Source organism: Campylobacter concisus, assembly GCF_001891085.1.
Taxonomy (GTDB): Bacteria; Campylobacterota; Campylobacteria; order Campylobacterales; family Campylobacteraceae; genus Campylobacter_A; species Campylobacter_A concisus_O.
In genome coordinates this window covers 1-16,561 of the sequence record NZ_JXUP01000012.1, presented here as the reverse complement: position 1 = coordinate 16,561, position 16,561 = coordinate 1, and the positions used below count along the sequence as shown (strand labels likewise).

The 16,561-nt window shown below is 40.1% G+C and carries 14 protein-coding genes; 4 read left to right on the top strand and 10 right to left on the bottom strand.

What is annotated here, in order from left to right; translation table 11 throughout:
* Window positions 1–2 precede the first annotated feature (2 nt).
* Window positions 3–1,064, top strand: a complete 1,062-nt coding sequence (locus TH67_RS09550; protein WP_072595357.1) for a tyrosine-type recombinase/integrase — start codon at window positions 3–5, stop codon at window positions 1,062–1,064.
* Between the two features lie 224 nt (window positions 1,065–1,288).
* On the opposite strand, the gene TH67_RS09545 is transcribed toward TH67_RS09550, so the two are convergent.
* The 7 genes from TH67_RS09545 to TH67_RS09515 all read right to left on the bottom strand — a co-directional run bounded on the left by TH67_RS09545 (window position 1,289) and on the right by TH67_RS09515 (window position 10,040).
* Complete coding sequence (locus TH67_RS09545) at window positions 1,289–4,279, bottom strand: molybdopterin dinucleotide binding domain-containing protein (protein ID WP_072595356.1); 2,991 nt, start codon at window positions 4,277–4,279, stop codon at window positions 1,289–1,291.
* A gap of 13 nt (window positions 4,280–4,292) precedes the next feature.
* On the bottom strand, window positions 4,293–5,030 hold the full coding sequence (locus TH67_RS09540; RefSeq protein WP_072595355.1) for a 4Fe-4S dicluster domain-containing protein: 738 nt from the start codon (window positions 5,028–5,030) through the stop codon (window positions 4,293–4,295).
* A gap of 192 nt (window positions 5,031–5,222) precedes the next feature.
* Window positions 5,223–6,356, bottom strand: a complete 1,134-nt coding sequence (locus TH67_RS09535) for a glycerate kinase family protein (protein ID WP_072595354.1) — start codon at window positions 6,354–6,356, stop codon at window positions 5,223–5,225.
* Window positions 6,353–7,747: a GntP family permease gene (locus TH67_RS09530; protein ID WP_072595353.1), complete on the bottom strand. Its 1,395-nt coding sequence runs from the start codon at window positions 7,745–7,747 to the stop codon at window positions 6,353–6,355. The genes TH67_RS09535 and TH67_RS09530 overlap by 4 nt, the downstream gene beginning before the upstream one ends.
* Before the next feature lie 166 nt (window positions 7,748–7,913).
* Window positions 7,914–8,879, bottom strand: coding sequence for a phospholipase A (locus tag TH67_RS09525; protein ID WP_072595413.1), 966 nt, complete (start codon window positions 8,877–8,879; stop codon window positions 7,914–7,916).
* Window positions 8,872–9,447: a molybdenum cofactor guanylyltransferase gene (locus TH67_RS09520; RefSeq protein ID WP_072595352.1), complete on the bottom strand. Its 576-nt coding sequence runs from the start codon at window positions 9,445–9,447 to the stop codon at window positions 8,872–8,874. The genes TH67_RS09525 and TH67_RS09520 overlap by 8 nt, the downstream gene beginning before the upstream one ends.
* A 104-nt stretch (window positions 9,448–9,551) precedes the next feature.
* Window positions 9,552–10,040, bottom strand: coding sequence for a DUF7832 domain-containing protein (locus tag TH67_RS09515; RefSeq protein ID WP_072595351.1), 489 nt, complete (start codon window positions 10,038–10,040; stop codon window positions 9,552–9,554).
* Between the two features lie 148 nt (window positions 10,041–10,188).
* Between TH67_RS09515 and TH67_RS09510 the strand changes: the two genes are divergently transcribed.
* Complete coding sequence (locus TH67_RS09510) at window positions 10,189–10,425, top strand: SemiSWEET family transporter (RefSeq protein WP_072595350.1); 237 nt, start codon at window positions 10,189–10,191, stop codon at window positions 10,423–10,425.
* 65 nt (window positions 10,426–10,490) lie between these two features.
* On the opposite strand, the gene TH67_RS09505 is transcribed toward TH67_RS09510, so the two are convergent.
* From TH67_RS09505 to TH67_RS09495, 3 genes are all read right to left on the bottom strand, one after another.
* Complete coding sequence (locus TH67_RS09505) at window positions 10,491–10,772, bottom strand: hypothetical protein (RefSeq protein ID WP_072595349.1); 282 nt, start codon at window positions 10,770–10,772, stop codon at window positions 10,491–10,493.
* A 195-nt stretch (window positions 10,773–10,967) separates the two neighbouring features.
* The gene (gene leuC / locus TH67_RS09500) at window positions 10,968–12,233 is read right to left on the bottom strand and encodes a 3-isopropylmalate dehydratase large subunit (RefSeq protein WP_072595348.1); all 1,266 of its coding nucleotides are present in this window, start codon (window positions 12,231–12,233) and stop codon (window positions 10,968–10,970) included.
* 83 nt (window positions 12,234–12,316) lie between these two features.
* Window positions 12,317–14,428: a TonB-dependent siderophore receptor gene (locus TH67_RS09495; protein ID WP_072595347.1), complete on the bottom strand. Its 2,112-nt coding sequence runs from the start codon at window positions 14,426–14,428 to the stop codon at window positions 12,317–12,319.
* Window positions 14,429–14,661: 233 nt separating this feature from the next.
* Between TH67_RS09495 and TH67_RS09490 the strand changes: the two genes are divergently transcribed.
* A complete protein-coding gene (locus tag TH67_RS09490; RefSeq protein WP_072595346.1) occupies window positions 14,662–15,984 on the top strand; it encodes an NFACT RNA binding domain-containing protein in 1,323 nt (440 codons plus the stop codon).
* 3 nt (window positions 15,985–15,987) lie between these two features.
* A complete protein-coding gene (locus TH67_RS09485) occupies window positions 15,988–16,332 on the top strand; it encodes a hypothetical protein (RefSeq protein ID WP_072595345.1) in 345 nt (114 codons plus the stop codon).
* Window positions 16,333–16,561 lie beyond the last annotated feature (229 nt).

Genomic DNA, 16,561 nt, shown 5'->3' with positions numbered 1-16,561 from the left:
GTTTGAAATACCAGCTTGATTGTAAAGATAATTTTGAAAACTCATTTATATTTTGGCTCACTCGCTACGTCAAATTTAAACTTAGCTCACTTTCGAATAAAGAGCTTAGGGATCCAAAGACACTTGAAAGTGTAAATTACGCTCTAAGCCGCGAGGTAAAAAACATTGATCAGCTTGATGGCTTGGTAAAAAGCGCGAGAAACGCAGGGCTTACCGGCATAAATACCTACTTTAATCCACTTAAAAAAATATATGAAACGATGAAATTTTACGAGCTTAGCAGCCTAAAGCAGATCGATGAAGAGCTACTAAGCGAAATACTAGCTAGCACGACTGGCGGACTAAGCGATGCTAGTAAGAAAAATTACCGCATCTCAGTAATAAATTTCTTTGCGTTTTTAGACAAACAAAACGAAGAGGATGGCAAGGCCCATGTTTTTGATATAAATTTAAAAAACTGGGGCGGAGTGAGTGGCAACAAAGGGCAAAAGTTACCTGAGTTTATGGGTGAAGATGAGGTCAAAAAATTTCTAGATGCGATCGAAGAAAGTGACTTTAAGCAAAACTCAAATCGCAATAAGCTCATAATAAAAACGATAATTTTTACTGGCATTCGTGTGAGCGAGGCTCTAAATTTAAAGCGAAAAGACATCACTGAAGATGGCGATCTTTTTATTATTAGGATCCGAGGCAAAGGCAATAAATACCGCATTGTTATGATAAAACGTCACCTAATAGAAGCTCATCTAAACGCGATCGCAATAAATTATATCAACAAAGAAGGCTATCTTTTCATCAATAAAAAAGGCACCAGGCTTACGCAGGCTTATGTTAGCCGCATAGTTGAGCAAATTTTATTTAAAGCTGGCATCAGAAAAGAGAAAAATGGTGCTCACATGCTGCGCCACACCTTTGCAACGATGCTTTACAAAAAGCAAAAGGACCTTGTTTTAGTGCAAGAAGCTCTAGGGCATGCAAGCTTAAATACCTCAAGAATTTACACCCACTTTGATAGCGACAAGCTAAAACTTGCTGCAAAAGTGGCTGAGGATCTAGCAAACTAGAGCGCTTAAAGCCAAAGCAAACTAGTAATACTAAATTTAACTCATGTAAAATTTAAAACATTAAATTTAACTATGAAACCCTATAAATATATGAGGAAATTTTGGCTTGCAAGCAGCCCAAAGGTTTGCTCTGTATCTAAATTTACAATCCGCTAGTCAAAAGCCCTTACAAAAAATAAAATTTGGCAAGCAAATTTTACTCTACTCACCAAATTTATATCAAACTAGCTGATTTTCCTTATCTTTGCAGGAAGTGCTTGTCTAGCGCAAGTGCCAACCAACCAGTCATTTAAACTAAATTCGCCATTTCTTTTTGGATCAAGAAGTCCAAGCTTATTATGATTGACCCCTTTTTCTAAATTTGCGATCCCAAAAGCTGGCTTTCCATCGACGATGTGCGTTCTTATACCAAACTCATCATGACCAAATCCATGCTCGATACTAATAACCCCGCTAGCAACGCCATCCGTCACAAACGCCTCACCAACTTGCGCACCATAAGGAGTAGTCACTTTGACCTTATCGCCTGAGCGAATGCCCTGCTCACTTGCAACATCTGGTGCTATCCTTATGAAGTTGCTAGGATGAACAGCTCTTAGCCTTGGGCTAACAAAGGTGTAGAAGTGTTGGATATTTGACTTTCTTGAGCTTACTGTGTATTTCCACTCAGAGCGTGGGAAAAATTTCTCGAGCGGTGTGCCATCACTTGCTACTGGTAGCATCAGACTTGGCACTCCTGGCATATATTCGCCTGTTATTGAGTGTCTATGCCCACCAAGTGGTTCATAGTAGATAGAAGCTGGCGTAGGCGCTGGCACTTTTATGGTTGCTTTATCACCCTTATATGCGCTCTCGTAGCTATCGTATCTGCCACCTTTTGCTAGTATGTGCGCTACTTTTGGCTTCTCTTCGTCTTTTAGATAAGGATCGAGTTTTATCATCACTCTTGATATCTTACTAAGCTTTTTGTCCTCGTCGCTTATATCTTTCACACCCTCGCCGTCAAAGGCCAAATTTGCTAGTGCAGCCGCGTAATACTGCTCTTTTACGTCAAGGTCCATGAAATTTCCATCTTTGTCTTTGAAGGCATTTTTGCCAAAGCCTTTTAGTCCAAGCCTCTTTGCTACGGCTATATAAAATGCCTCAACGTCGATCGCGCCGCCGTTTTTATCCTTTGCCTGCTTTGAGCTAACAGCCGGATAGCGCACGACTGAGGTTTTGGCTATCGTTCCCCAAAGAGAGTTTGGAAGTGCCCAGTTTTCTAAATTTACCCCATCTGGCACGATGTAGTCAGCATAGGCGTTTGTCTCGTTCATAAAGGCGTCTATCCCCACAAAAAGTGGTAAATTTTTACTATCTTTTAGTACGTCTAAAACCGCTCTTTCAAGTCCTGCTTGGCCGTAAAGTACGTTTGTCATGTAGTTTATGAAAACTTTCACTTTATATGGATAGCCAGCCTTATGACTCGTAAGCGTTTCGTTTACAAGTGGCATAGAGATAGGATACCATGGCTGAGTTGATGGATAGCCGCTGCCGCCAGCTGCTACTTTGCGCTTATACTCAGAGCTTGTTTCGTAGTATTTGCCTGATCTTGATAAATTTAGACCATTTGGTTTATAAGCGCCCTCAAAGCCCTCAAGGTCATATCTGCCCTTTAAAAACTCGTGTGTGCCGGCACTTGCATTGACGTTGCCGCCTTTGTAGCCATAAGTGCCCATGAGTGTGTTTAGACAAAGTATCGCAAAAGTAGTCATACCAGCTTGCGTATGCATCATACCGCCATGCACGTTTGTGCTCACCTGTCTGCCGTTTTTGGTGAAATTTTCGCAAAGCCAGACGATATCTTCAACGCTCACGCCACAAATTTTTGAGTACTCCTCTAAGCTATGCTTATAAGCTGACTCTTTTAAAAGCTGCATTGAGCTTTTTACCTCGACTTTTTTGCCGTCTATTAAAATTTTACCTTTGTAGTAGAGCTTGGCTGGTTCATTTACCTTGTGGCTTTGTATCTTGCCATCTTGCGAGCAGACCTGCCATTCATTGTTGATAAGTGCAAATTTGCCATAGTCTTTGTGGTCTTTTTCGGTGATGACTAGATGCGTGGCATTACACCAGTGTATCTCGCCTGCTAGCTTTGCCTGGTCTAAATTTGGCTGGATAAGGTAGTTCGTTGCGTATTTTTCATTTTCTATGATCCAGCGTATCATAGCCATGGCTAGAGCTGAGTCGGTGCCTGGCTTTATCGCTATCCAGCGGCCTTTATCTGAAGAGGCGTATTTTACAGCGTTTGTAACGCTTGGGTCGACCACTGCGTAGCTAAAGTCATCTCTCGTGCCTCTTGCGTAAGAGAGCATTTTTGCCTGTTTTTGGAAAGGGTTGCCACCATTTGAGGGCGAAGTGCCCCAGTAGATAACAAATTTAGAGTTTTCATAGTCTGGTTTTGTATGTGCAAAACCCTTTGCATTGTGCGCGATCTTGCCGCCGACCCTAAAGCCACCACCACAAATTCCGCCGTGCGAGTAGTGATTTATAGTGCCAAATGACTTTTTGACAAAGCGATCAACGATGTCAGAGCGTCCGTCATATAGATAAAAACTTAAAAATTGATTGCGCTTAGTGCCGTACTCTGGGTTTTCACTGTCTATTAGCTCGTCGCTATATATTGCTCTTAGCCCATCTACGTGCCCCTCACCAAAGAGATCTCCGCCCTCTACGACCTCTTCTACTAGCTGTTCAAAGCTTATGCTCTTCCACTTTCCCTCACCCCTTTTACCAACTCTTTTTAATGGCGTTAGTATCCTTGCAGGTGAGTCTATCATCTCAGGCAATATCGCTCCTCTAGCACAAACTGTGGCTCGCTTTTCGTCTTCGCCACTTAGTGTTGTGGTAAGAAGTGCGTCATTTATCGATGTGTCAAAATTTGCCCAGTGTACGTTTGAGAGTGGGTGGTATGGGTTGCCACTACATCTTAAAACGCGGTCGTTTTTGTCGTCTACGTGAAGTCTTATGCCACACTTCGTCGTACAGCCATGGCACATCGAAAAAATAACACTATGTCCATCACTAAGTGAAATTTTGCCGTCCTTTACTCGAAATTCAGGCTCTAGTGAGTTTGCCTGCGGTTTATAGTCGTCCTTATCTTCATCTGCCAGCATAGCACTCGTGGTTAGTGTTGAGAGCACGGCTGATCTTTTTAAAAATTCTCTTCTTTGCATTACTTATTTCCTTTTACTGTGCTATCTCTTCGCTCCAGCTGATAACCTTTTTATATCCATTATCAAGCTCGAGTTTTTTATTGTTTTTAGCCAAAATTTCGCTAACACCGTGGTAGAACACCTGCGGATTTGTATTTTTAGGGCTATCTATAACCATAGTCTCATGTGTGGCTAGAAATTTTCTAATATTTGAGTTAGGATCATTAAGATCGCCTATTATACGGCTACCACCCACACAGCTCTCTACACATGCCGGCTGAAGCCCTGCCCTTAGTCTGTGGTCACAAAAAGTACATTTATCGGCCTTGTAGGTATGCAGGCTAAGATATCTTGCGTGATATGGACAGGCCTCTACGCAAAGCGCACAGCCTATGCACTCTTTTGTATCAATCTTTACTATGCCATTACTTCTTTGATGGCTAGCACCAGTTGGACAAACGCTAATACAGGCTGGATTGTTGCAGTGGTTGCAAAGCCTTGGAAGTGACGCAATGACTGCCATTTTACCGCTCTTATCTCTTGCCTCGTACTCGGAAACAATGGTTCTAAAAGCGCCTGGCTGAACGTCGTTTTCTAATATACAGCTCATAGTACATGACTGACATCCAACACATCTTGTTAGATCTATCGCCATGCCGTAGCGAACATTACTACCGCTAAAGTCCTTTGGTGCAGCCTTTAGTGCGGTCGTAGCAAAAAATAATCCTGCAGCTGCAATGAAGCTGCGACGAGAATTTAAGGTCTGTTGCATAAAGTTCTCCTTTCTTTTTAGAATTTTTTCTTATTTTAGCATAGTAAATATTTTTTCTAAAGTTTATTTTATATTTTTGCAAAATGTATTAAATTTTGAGAATTTTTGTAGCACTTAAAAGATAGAATTTGGATAGTAGAATTTAGAAAGAAGTGAGAAAAAGATAGAAAATAAACTTCTATCTTCTTAAATTTATGCTTTGCAGTTTAGCATATAAAGGCGAATGACTTGCTCTGCTGTCATCTTTAAATTTCTAATCGCGACATCTTTTCTCATCGCTTCTTCAAGACTTACTGGCTCATTTAATATACAAAAATAGGCATCAATCCCATTTTTGTGGCAAGCTTTGGCGCATTTTTGCACACTTCCAGCAAATGCGATCACTGGCTTATGATACTTTTTTGCTAGTTTTGCAACCCCAGTTGGTGTCTTGCCCATTGAGCTTTGAAAGTCCATACGGCCTTCACCAGTGATGACTAGATCAGCCTTTTTGATCTCATCTTCAAGTGCAATAGTCTGCGTAATGATCTCGATGCCTGGGCGAAGTTTCGCTCCTAGAAATGCCACGAATGCAAAGCCAAGCCCGCCAGCGGCACCAGCGCCTTTTTGTGTGTGAAATTTACTATTAGTCTTTTCTTTTACAAGAGTTGCAAAGTGTTTTAGCCCATCATCAAGCTCTTTTACCATGCGGCCATTTGCACCCTTTTGAGGAGCATAAACATGGGCTGCTCCATTCATGCCATAAAGCGGATTATCTACATCGCAGGCGATTAAAAATTCGCACTCCTTTAGCTCTTTTAGCGCCTCTTCATCTGTAAACTCACAAATTTTAGCTAAATTCTCACCTTTTCCTTCAAGCAAAGCACCATCTTTATCATAAAATTTAAAGCCAAGTGCGCTAAGCATGCCTGTACCAGCGTCATTTGTCGCACTTCCACCGATACCTATGATAAATTTTCTAGCGCCTTTAGCAATGGCATCTTTTATCATCTGACCAAAGCCAAATGTGCTAGTCTTTAGTGGATTTCTCTCGTCTGGGTTTATGAGTGTAAGGCCCGAAGCACTTGACATTTCAAGTATTGCAAGGTCATCTTTTAGTGCATATCTAGCTAAAATTTCAATTCCAAGTGGATTTTTAACTATCGTATCTATAAATTTTGCACCAAGTGCATCAGCCATCGCCTCTACACTACCCTCGCCACCATCTGCGATAGGCTTGACAACGACCTCACAGCCAATCTCTTCTAGTCCTTCTTTTACAGCAAGGCCCGCCTCAAGCGAGCTAAGCGAGCCTTTTAATGAATCAATCGCAACTAAAATTCTCATAAAAGCACCAAAGATAATATGTAAACGCTAATTATACCAACGATGCCCATTATAAACGTCATAGCTGTTTGTGTGCGATATCCTTGTTCTGCGCTCATCTTGCTAAAATTTGTCACAACCCAGAAGTAGCTGTCATTTGCGTGAGATACGCACATCGCACCAGATGCTATTGCCATGACGCAAAGTGCAGCTGAAAGCTCGGTCGTAAAGCCAAGTGTTTGCATGAGTGAGTTGTCGGCACTAAACGCACCCATGATAGATGCTGTCGTGATGATAGCCACGGTCGAGCTTCCTTGAGCGGTTTTTAGTACGGCTGAGATGATGAATGGGAAGAAAATTCCTATCGCTTTTATGGCGGTTGCGTTTTCTTTTATGAAATTTACAAAGCCGGCCTCAGTGATGACATTACCCAAAACACCGCCAGCTGCTGTGATAAAGAGTATCGGTCCAGCGATCTTTAAAGATTCGTTCGTGATGTGGTCAAATTCTCTTATCTTTCTGGCTTCAACTAATAAAAATACGCAAAAGATCACGCCGATTGCAAGAGCAATGATAGGATTTCCTAAAAATAAAAGTATCTTTGGCAAGAGTGCCGTTTTATCAAACATGCCTTGTTTTGCTAAAACATCGACAATAGAACCAATCGCCATAAAAATGATAGGCATGATGATAGGTGCAAGGCTCAAAAATCCACTAGGTAGCGTGCCAAATTTCTTTAAAAGCTCTTCGTAGGTAGCTGTGATGGTAGCGTCAGCATCTTTGTCGCTGATAGTCACACTTTTGCCAACACTCTTTGAAAAGAAATAAACAGCTATCAACACAGGCACTGAAACGACTGTTCCCATGATGATGACAAGGAGTAAATTTCCGCCAAGACCAAGTGTTCCTGCGGCTGCTATTGGGCCAGGAGTTGGCGGGATAAAGACGTGAGATGCGTATAGGCCGCCACTAAGTGCGACTGACATCGCGACTGGGCTTGCTGAAATTTTCTTATAAAGTGCCTCGCGAATAGAGTTTAAAACGACAAATCCGCTATCACAAAATACCGGAATGCCAACAACCCAGCCCATGATGAGCATAGCAAGCTCTGGACGCTTTTGTCCGACTAGCTTTACGACCATATCAGCTAGCTTTAGTGCAGCTCCCGTTTTTTCAAGCACAGTGCCGATTATCGTTCCAAAGATAATAACGATACCGATACTCTTAAATGTGCCACTAAAGCCGACACCTATCATCGCTGGGATCTTGGACAGATCGATGCCTGCGACGATCGCAAGAACCAAAGATATGCTCATAAGTGCCAAAAATGGATGCACTTTTAGCTTAGAGATCATAACGATCATAAGTATGATAGCTACAACAAAACAGACAATTAGTGAGATTCCGCTCATAAAAACTCCTTTGCTCTGAGATTTTGCTTAAGATTTTAGCAAAATTTGCTTGTATTTTTTCTAATATTTTTAAGTTTTTTGATTAATTAAATTTTTTTGACATATTTGAGTAAATTTATAATTATTTGCCTAAATTTAGCCATTTTATAAGTTCAAAATTTTTAGCTTATTTTAAAATAACAAAACCAAGACCAAATTTATCAGTATGCCTATTATAATCAATCAAACTCTCGCCATATCCCGTAAAATACTGCAAATAGCCATAAACTCCGGTTGAGAAGATAGGAAACATATATGAAATTTCAGCAGCACCCTTATTTGTTTTATCAAAATGTAAGTTATTTCTTAGCATTAGGCTAAAAATGTGATCATTAAGGTTGTAGCTAAGCCTTACATCGCCATGCCCGATGTATTTTAATATATCTTTATTATCGCCCTTATTGCCTACTACCATCCAAGCTCTTGGCGAAATGCTAAGCTTGCCAAAAACAAAATCACTTTGCACATAAGCTCTATTCCAGCTTCTTGAATTGCTACCATCTCGTCCATTTGACTCATGCAAAAGTCCAAATTTTAGGTTTTTAACACCTATTTGATCCAAATATTTTGGCGAAGCAAAATTTAGAAAAATTTCTGGCTGATAGTTCGTTTCACGAAATGGCGCTGAAGTTCTTGTTATCTGCCACCAAGATGTCTGCGTGTAGGCTGCCACAAGGCTCTCTCTAAATCCAAACAGGTCATAAAATAACGGCTTTGCAAGGCTTATTTGAAACTTAGTTTCAATGCTCTTTCGCTCATCGTTTGGCGCATTTTTGGCATAAGTTACTGGCAAAAGGTAGTTAAATTTATAAAGCTCGATACCAAGCGCATTTTGTAAATTTTTACCACTTTTATCTTCTCTTAAAAGATCGGCTTGCTTTAGCTTTGCCTCTCTTGGTACTGGCTCACTTGCTTGCACATTTTGTATCGCTTCTTGCTCGTTTAAAGAGCCTTTGGCTAGCTCTTTATAAATTTGCATCGCAGCCTTTATGTCGCCACTTTGCTCCAACTCTTGTGCTCTTTTAAAATCATCCAGCCCACTTGCCATCAAAAAACTAAGACCAAGGCTTAAAAATAATAAAATTTTACTCATCATTTATCTTCTTTTCTTGGATTTTCTTTGCCATTTCGTATTCGTCAGGGAAATTTACATTAAAAAACTGCTCACTATCTTTAAAATTTACGACTTTGCATTTACAGCTTTTTCTCAAAAGTCCGATTTTATGCTCATTTTTTAAATAAAACTCATGAGCCAAAGTGACAAGCCTTGGGCTAAAAAAACCACAAAGCGAGTGAATGTGCTCATTATCACTGGCCACAACCATATCAAATTCATCTTTAAATTTAGCAAGCTCTTTAAGGCTAGAAAGATCAAAAAATGGCATATCAGCTGGTATCACAAAAATGCTATGATCAAAATTTTTAAGAATGGAGTAAAGTGCGAGCATTGGCGAATAGCTATCGCTATTTTCATCTTTTATAAGCTTTAGTGGCGGGCTAAATTTCTCAAATTTTGAGCTTACATAAACTTCGTCAAAAGCTTTGCTAAATTTCGCAACCTCATAATGAGTAAGCGTCTTAAAACCACCAAATGGCAAAAGTGTCTTATCTTGCCCCATACGTGAGCTTTTGCCACCTGCTAAAATCACGCAAGTTTGCATCTTTTCCCTTAAGAAAGTTATGAGGCTAAATTTAGCTAAAAGCGGCTTTGATCTACCAAAAATATGCGATAAAAATTTATTTTTGTTTATGCTACTTGTAAAATTTAAGCCTGCCTTGCCCTTTTCATTGTTAAAAATTCTTCGTAGCGACGATCAATGATAGCTTTGATCAAGGCATAGTTTTCTTGTGAGTTTTCTATATAAAAATAGGCGTTATCAAAGTATTTTTCACCAAATTTTTTCGAAACAAAATCCGTATAATCCTGCAAATACCAACCATACATTTTGGCAAATTTTGTCCGATCAGTCGTATAGTAAGCTTTTGCAAAGGCTTTACCAGCAGTATTTAGCTCCGCGCTTCCAAGTACGCCGTCCATAGCGTCAAAAAGATACTGACGATAGTTAAAATTTTCATCCATCTGTGCTATATCATCCGCAAAATCTGCCGCAAATTCCTTTGAATAAAATTTGTGTTCCATGCACCAGCGAAAGAAAAATGCAATGTGTGTCGCACCGTTTTCATGCGGTATATCAGTCGGCGCATCTTTCGCACCCCAGTGCCATTTTGCTTTGTCATATACTATATCTGGCATTTTTATCCTTTTAAAATGCTCAATTTTACTAAAACCATCTTAATCGCAGTAAAAATCATGGCCATTTTATCCATTTGCTTGCTATGATTAAAAAAAGATATAATGGCGCTTTTATTTAAGGAGAAGCAATGAGCGAAAAAATCTACAAATTTTAGGCTGGATCGGCACATGCCTATCAGTTGTTATGTACTTTTCATACATCCCACAAATAATGGGCAACCTTAACGGTAACAAAACGCCTTTTATACAGCCACTAGCGGCTGCGCTAAACTGCACAATATGGACAAGTTACGGCCTATTAAAAGCTAAAAAAGACTATCCACTTTCTGCCGCAAACTTTCCAGGCATAATCTTTGGTCTTTTGGCTACAATAACAGCGTTTTAATGCACCATTTAGTTATTGTGGCGATTTTACAATAAAACATTATTTGCTTCGCCGCAACAACTAATTTATAGTGTTTGCGCTATTTTGGCTAACTTTTCTTTAATTATATTGCCTTTTGAGCTTAGCGAAAAGATCATTTGCACTAGCTCCTCAGTTGTTGCCTCTATTCTTTTGTCATCACTATCTAAAGTTCTGAATTTGTTTAGGATAAGCGGACCGAATTCTTGATACGTGGACATAAAATCCTTATAGTCCTCTTGCAGTTCTGGTGCGTAAAAACTGATAAGCGGGTGTAATTTACCAATTTCAAATTTTGGATTTTCTATATTTAAATTTGGATTTATCAACAAAGCTACTTTGTAATGTATTCCCCCTAAAATATCCCCAACTATAATAAACGCTTCCTCTAGCTTTTGTCGCCTGAGTTTATTTTTCTCTTTTTTTCGTGTTTAGATTAGCATACACCCATTGCGCACACATTGTTAAGACTGCACCAAGTACAATTTTCAATAAGTCAGATATCAAACTATCCATATTATTTTTTATAAGTCCCTTGGATCGGCGATTTTACCTGCTATGGCTGAAGCCGCCACAACTGCTGAGTTAGCTAGATAAATTTCACTCGTTCTATCGCCCATACGTCCGACAAAATTTCTATTTGTTGTTGAGATACAGCGCTCATTTGCGCCTAAAATTCCCATATATCCGCCAAGACAAGCGCCACATGTTGGATTGCTCACGACCGCTCCTGCATCAATGAAAATATCGATTAGTCCCTCTTTTTCGGCAGCCCTTGCGATCTTTTGCGTCGCTGGAGTGATGATGAGCCTTGTTTTACGGGATACTTTTTTGCCTTTTAAAATTTGTGCTGCGATACGTAGGTCGCTTAGACGGCCATTCGTACATGAACCGATAAATGCTTGATCAATGGCTAAATCGTCACGAACCGCTTGTCTTACGCTCTTGCCGTTGCTTGGTAAAAATGGATATGCGATGACTGGATCAAGATTGGTCACATCGATCTCTAAAATTTTGTCGTATTTTGCGCTCTCGTCTGAGTAGAAAAATTTTGGTTTATCGCGTAAATTTTTATCTTTCAAAAACTCTTTTGTGATCTCATCAACCGCGATGATACCGCTCTTTGCACCAGCCTCGATCGCCATGTTGCACATTGAAAATCTATCATCCATACTAAGGCCCTCTATCACCTCACCGCTAAACTCAAGCGCCTTGTAAAGTGCACCATCAACGCCTATTTGGCGGATGATCTCAAGGATGAGATCCTTGCCGTAGACGTGCTTATCAAGCTTACCTTTAAATATGACCTTGATGCTTTCAGGCACTTTAAACCAGTTTTTACCAGTAATCATCGCATAAGCTAGGTCGGTGCTACCCATGCCGGTGCTAAATGCTCCAAGAGCGCCGTGTGTACAGGTGTGGCTGTCTGCGCCGATGATGACGTCACCTGGGATGACTAGCCCCTTTTCAGGCAAAAGCGCGTGCTCGATGCCCATATCTTTTTCATCAAAATAGTTTTTAAGGTCGTGTTTATAGGCAAATTCGCGTGAAATTTTGGCTTGGTTGGCGCTTAAGATATCTTTTGTCGGGATGTAGTGATCCATAACGATGGCAAAGCCGTCTGGGTTGGCTAGCTTTTTAGCGCCGCTTCGCTCAAACTGCTTGATCGAAATAGGTGTCGTGATGTCGTTGCCTATGATCATATCGATCTTACTTTCGATGATCTCTCCTGCGCTTACCTCTTTGCCAACGTGATCTGAAAATATTTTCTCGGTGATAGTTTGTTTCATAAATTTCCTTTAAATTTTGAGGCGATTTTAACGAAAATTGCTAAATTTAAAGAAAATTTACTAAGCCAAAAGGCCTAGTAAATTTAGAATTTAACGCTAGCTGTTAGCATAAACTGACGAGCATAGCCTGGTTGTATCGGTATGATATTAGCATCCGTACCAGTAGATGAGGACGTATAATAAAGCTTGTCGGTTAAGTTTTTAACGTTAAATGAAAAATTCGTCTCGTAGCCCGCGATCTTGGTATCGTAGCTGATGAAAGCATCATAAACAACTGCACTATCCATCTTAAATGCCGTTCCTGCTGGTACTGCAGATAAATCTGTCTTCATGTAATAGGTGTACCACGAGCCAAAGTACCTCGCTCCGCCACCGATCCTTAGGCCTTTTGCGCCTAGGTGGCTAAAGTCGTAGTTGGCAAAGAGACTAGCTTGGTGCTTTGGCGTTGCTTCTAGCGGTTTGCCCACTAGCACGGCAAACGCTCCGCTATCCTTTCGCACCTCAGTTTTTGTGAATGCGTAGCTAGCGCCCACGCTTAGCCCTTGCGTCACGCGGCCGTTAAAGTCAAACTCAAATCCTCTCGAGCGCGCCTCGCCCACTGGCGTACTTACGCTATTTACGGTGCGCATGATGTTTTTCTTATTGATATTAAAAACCGCCGCGCTAGCCGTTATGCTATCGTTTTGAAATTTAGTTCCCAGCTCGACACTTTTGCCCTCTTCAGGCTTTATATCGCCGATATCGCCTTTCATAGCCATTTGCGGATTGAAACTTTGTGCGTAGTTGGTATAGACCGACCACTGAGGCGTTAGTAGATATAAAAGCCCAGTTTGCCACGTAAATTTGCCATCTTGCTGATCTGTGCTATTTGGTCCACTAGTTGTGCCGCGAGCTACTTGGTCGTAGTATTCATACCTAGTTCCTAAAGAGTAGATTAAGTTTTCAGTTAAATTTATGCTATCTTGTGCGTAAAATCCGATAGTTTTTAGCTTTTGGTACTGGATGCTTGACTCCCTGGCAGTTGGTAGTCCTACTCTTCCATAGATAGGATGATATATGTTTATGCTTAAGTGGTTACCCGTATCTTTTAGGCCACCTGGTCTATAGCGGTAGTATTCCTTTGCGTCGATGCCAAAGAGCAAGTTGTGTTCTATCTCACCTGTTTTAACATAGCCGTTTAAATTTAGTGATCCAGCATGTGTGCGGTGGATAAATCCGTCGTAATATTCGTTTCGCCTAGTTGCTGTGCCATTATTTAATACATTCATTAGCCTGATGTGGCCATACTCGTGCTTTGAGCGAGAAAATGCATAAGCGCCCTTTAGTAGCCAGTTTTCGCCGAGATTTTTCTCAAAATTTACATCTAGCGTGTCAAGCTTTGTTTTTAGCTTATTAAATGGCTCGTCAAGGCGTCTTTTCTTATCTATGGGTAGTAGCTTGCCAGTGCTTGGAATGAGATACATGCCTCGGTCAATCGGATCGGTCGAGCGTGTGTGCGCATAAGCCAAATTTATGCGGTAATCATCGCCTTTATACGAAAGTGAGGGTGCAAAGAGAACGTTTTTATATTCGCCAAACTCTCTCCAGTAGTCCTTTTGCATAGTATCAAATATAAATCTATATGCAAACCCGCTCTCCGCAATAGGTCCTGTGGTGTCAAAGCCTGTATTCCAGTAGTTGCGGTTGCCGATGCCTGCCCAAATTTCGTTTGAGAAGTCGTATTTTGGCTTTTTAGTGACCATATTTATGATGCCGCCTGGCTCTTGCGCGCCGTAGAGCAAGCTAGAGGGGCCTTTTAGCACTTCGACGCTTTCTACGGTTTTGTTAAAGCTATGCATGACGCTAGCGGGCACCCCGTTTCGCATGATCGAGCCGTCGCGTCCGCCACCAAATCCTCTTTTTATGATCGAGTCAAAGATGCCGCCCGTGGTGTTTCCGTAGCTAACGCCGCTTACGTTTTGAAGGCTCTCAGCTAGAGTCTCTGGCTTTTTATCCTTTAGTTGCTGCTGGGTTACGACGTTTACCGTCTGCGGGATCTCTAAGATAGGCGTATTGGTTTTACCAACCTCACTCGTTGTGGCTCTGTAACCGTCATCTGCGCTATCTTCAATGTTAATTCCATCTAAGCTTACATCAGTAGCATTTAAAGCAGAAATAGCAAAACAAAGCACCGCACTAGTGCGAAATTTATTCATTTATCATCCCTTAAAGAAAATTTAATATTATAAAAATAGTTATCATTATATAAAAATATATTTTAAATTTTTATGAAAAAAATTTACGAAAAATTTATATTTTAATAACATTACAAATAAAACATTTGGAAAATTAAACATAGATCAGAAAACAGATTTTTACTATTCTTGTCATAGCTAGCGATAAAGCTTTTATTAAAACATTTTTGCAACATTTCTGATATAATCCCCACATGAAGTACGCACATTTAGTTCAAATAGCAAGTTATTTATCAAATTTTACAAAGATAAACCAAGCAAAACGCATTAATGATATGGCTATTTTAATCGAATTTAATGGTGAGAAGATCATCTTTGATCTAAACAAATCAAACTCTGCTATCTACAAAGATGACGAGTTAAAAGAAGCAAAAATTTATCAAGCACCTTTTGATAATGTCCTAAAAAAGCGCTTTAACGCCTCGCATATAAAAAACGTTGAGTGCTTAAAAGATAATAGAATTTTAAAATTTATCTGCACGCAAAGTGGCGCATATAAAAGTGAAAATTTTATCCTCTATCTTGAATTCACTGGGCGCTTTACAAATGCTGTGATAACTGACGAAAACAACGTGATAATCGAGGCGTTAAGACACATCGATAATAGCTACCGAAAGATAGAAACTAGCGAAGTTTTAAGAGAGCTTCCAGCTATCACTATCAATGAAAAAATGTGCGAGCCCATAACTGACTTTGAGGCATTTTTTAAAAGCGAAGCAGCTAGAGTAAATGAGTCCAGGATAGCTAGCTTAAAAGAGGCGAAGCTTGCAAGCGTACAAAAAAAGATAGGTAGCATGAGCGAAATTTTAAACTCACTTGAAGACAAAGATGAGCTAATGAGAAAGAGTGAAGAAGCTGCGAATTTAGGATCGCTTTTGCTTGCAAATCTGGGGAATTTTAAGGGCTATGAGAGAGAAATTTGTCTGAAAGATTTTGATGGCAACGAGATAAAACTAACTCTTAGCGATACACCAAAAAATAGTGCAAATGAATTTTACGCAAGATCAAAAAAGCTTCGCGCAAAAGCCGTTGGTGTAGATATAGAAAAGAGAAATTTAAAAGAAAAAATCGAGTTTTTTAAAGGACTAAAATCTCTTTTAAAAAAAGCGAGCAGTCTTTATGAGCTTGAAATTTTAAGCCCAAAAAACAAGGCAAAACAAAGAGAACGTCATGTAAAAGATGTGAGTGAAAATGCTGAAATTTTTTACGTTAGAGAATTTAAAATACTAGTTGGTAGAAACGAAAAAGGCAATATAAATTTACTTGATCTTGCTAAAAAAGATGACATCTGGCTTCATCTAAAAGACGCCCCAAGCGCTCACGTCATCATCAAGACAAACAAGAGCAAAGTGCCAGAAGATGTGCTAGAGATGGCAGCTAAATTTTGCGTGGAATTTAGTGTAAAGGGAGCCGGTAGATATGAGGTAGACTATACTAAGCGTGAAAATTTAAAACGTGAAAACGGAGCAAATGTCACTTATACGAACTATAAAACTATCATCATAAATAAAGGCTAAAAAATGGCTGTAACACCTTTAGGAAATAGTAACTTTATAAATCAAAATGCCCCAGTAGTATCGCAAGTGCATGCAAATCAACAAGCTAGATTTGATATGCAATCTTTGATGGCAGCTGAGCTTGCCTCGCAGCAAAGTGAAGAGATCAAAGAGGTTCGTCCGATGGAAGAGTCTTATAAAATAGACCCCGAAAAGGAACATGAACGCCAAAAAAATGAAGAAGAGGCAAGTGAGTTTGAGAGCGAAAAACAAAATTCAAGAGATAGTGACGAGGAAGATTTGGACGATATAGCAGATAATGAGGAAATAGTGCCTAGCGAACATCATATGCTTGACATAACTATTTAATGCCTAAACACTCCAAGCCCAACAAACACCACATCTCAAGTCAGTGATACTCCCCAACACCTAACCCTCCTTCAAATTTTTAACGCAGTAAATGATAAAGAAAAACTTTTTAAGATCCACTCTGACTCACCTAAAGCCTGCCCGCTTGGTGGCAAGATCGAGGGACTCTTAACCAACCACCTCCTAAAAGCACAAGAAGCTTTAGAGGATAGTTTAAGAAGTATTACTT

Bases quoted from the DNA above. Each gene is read 5' to 3' on its own strand.
- TH67_RS09525 (WP_072595413.1), bottom strand. From the start codon at position 8,879: ATGAGTAAAATTTTATTATTTTTAAGCCTTGGTCTTAGTTTTTTGATG.
- TH67_RS09495 (WP_072595347.1), bottom strand. From the start codon at position 14,428: ATGAATAAATTTCGCACTAGTGCGGTGCTTTGTTTTGCTATTTCTGCT.
- TH67_RS09520 (WP_072595352.1), bottom strand. From the start codon at position 9,447: ATGCAAACTTGCGTGATTTTAGCAGGTGGCAAAAGCTCACGTATGGGG.
- TH67_RS09485 (WP_072595345.1), top strand. From the start codon at position 15,988: ATGGCTGTAACACCTTTAGGAAATAGTAACTTTATAAATCAAAATGCC.
- leuC (WP_072595348.1), bottom strand. From the start codon at position 12,233: ATGAAACAAACTATCACCGAGAAAATATTTTCAGATCACGTTGGCAAA.
- TH67_RS09515 (WP_072595351.1), bottom strand. From the start codon at position 10,040: ATGCCAGATATAGTATATGACAAAGCAAAATGGCACTGGGGTGCGAAA.
- TH67_RS09545 (WP_072595356.1), bottom strand. From the start codon at position 4,279: ATGCAAAGAAGAGAATTTTTAAAAAGATCAGCCGTGCTCTCAACACTA.
- TH67_RS09540 (WP_072595355.1), bottom strand. From the start codon at position 5,030: ATGCAACAGACCTTAAATTCTCGTCGCAGCTTCATTGCAGCTGCAGGA.
- TH67_RS09530 (WP_072595353.1), bottom strand. From the start codon at position 7,747: ATGAGCGGAATCTCACTAATTGTCTGTTTTGTTGTAGCTATCATACTT.
- TH67_RS09490 (WP_072595346.1), top strand. From the start codon at position 14,662: ATGAAGTACGCACATTTAGTTCAAATAGCAAGTTATTTATCAAATTTT.
- TH67_RS09535 (WP_072595354.1), bottom strand. From the start codon at position 6,356: ATGAGAATTTTAGTTGCGATTGATTCATTAAAAGGCTCGCTTAGCTCG.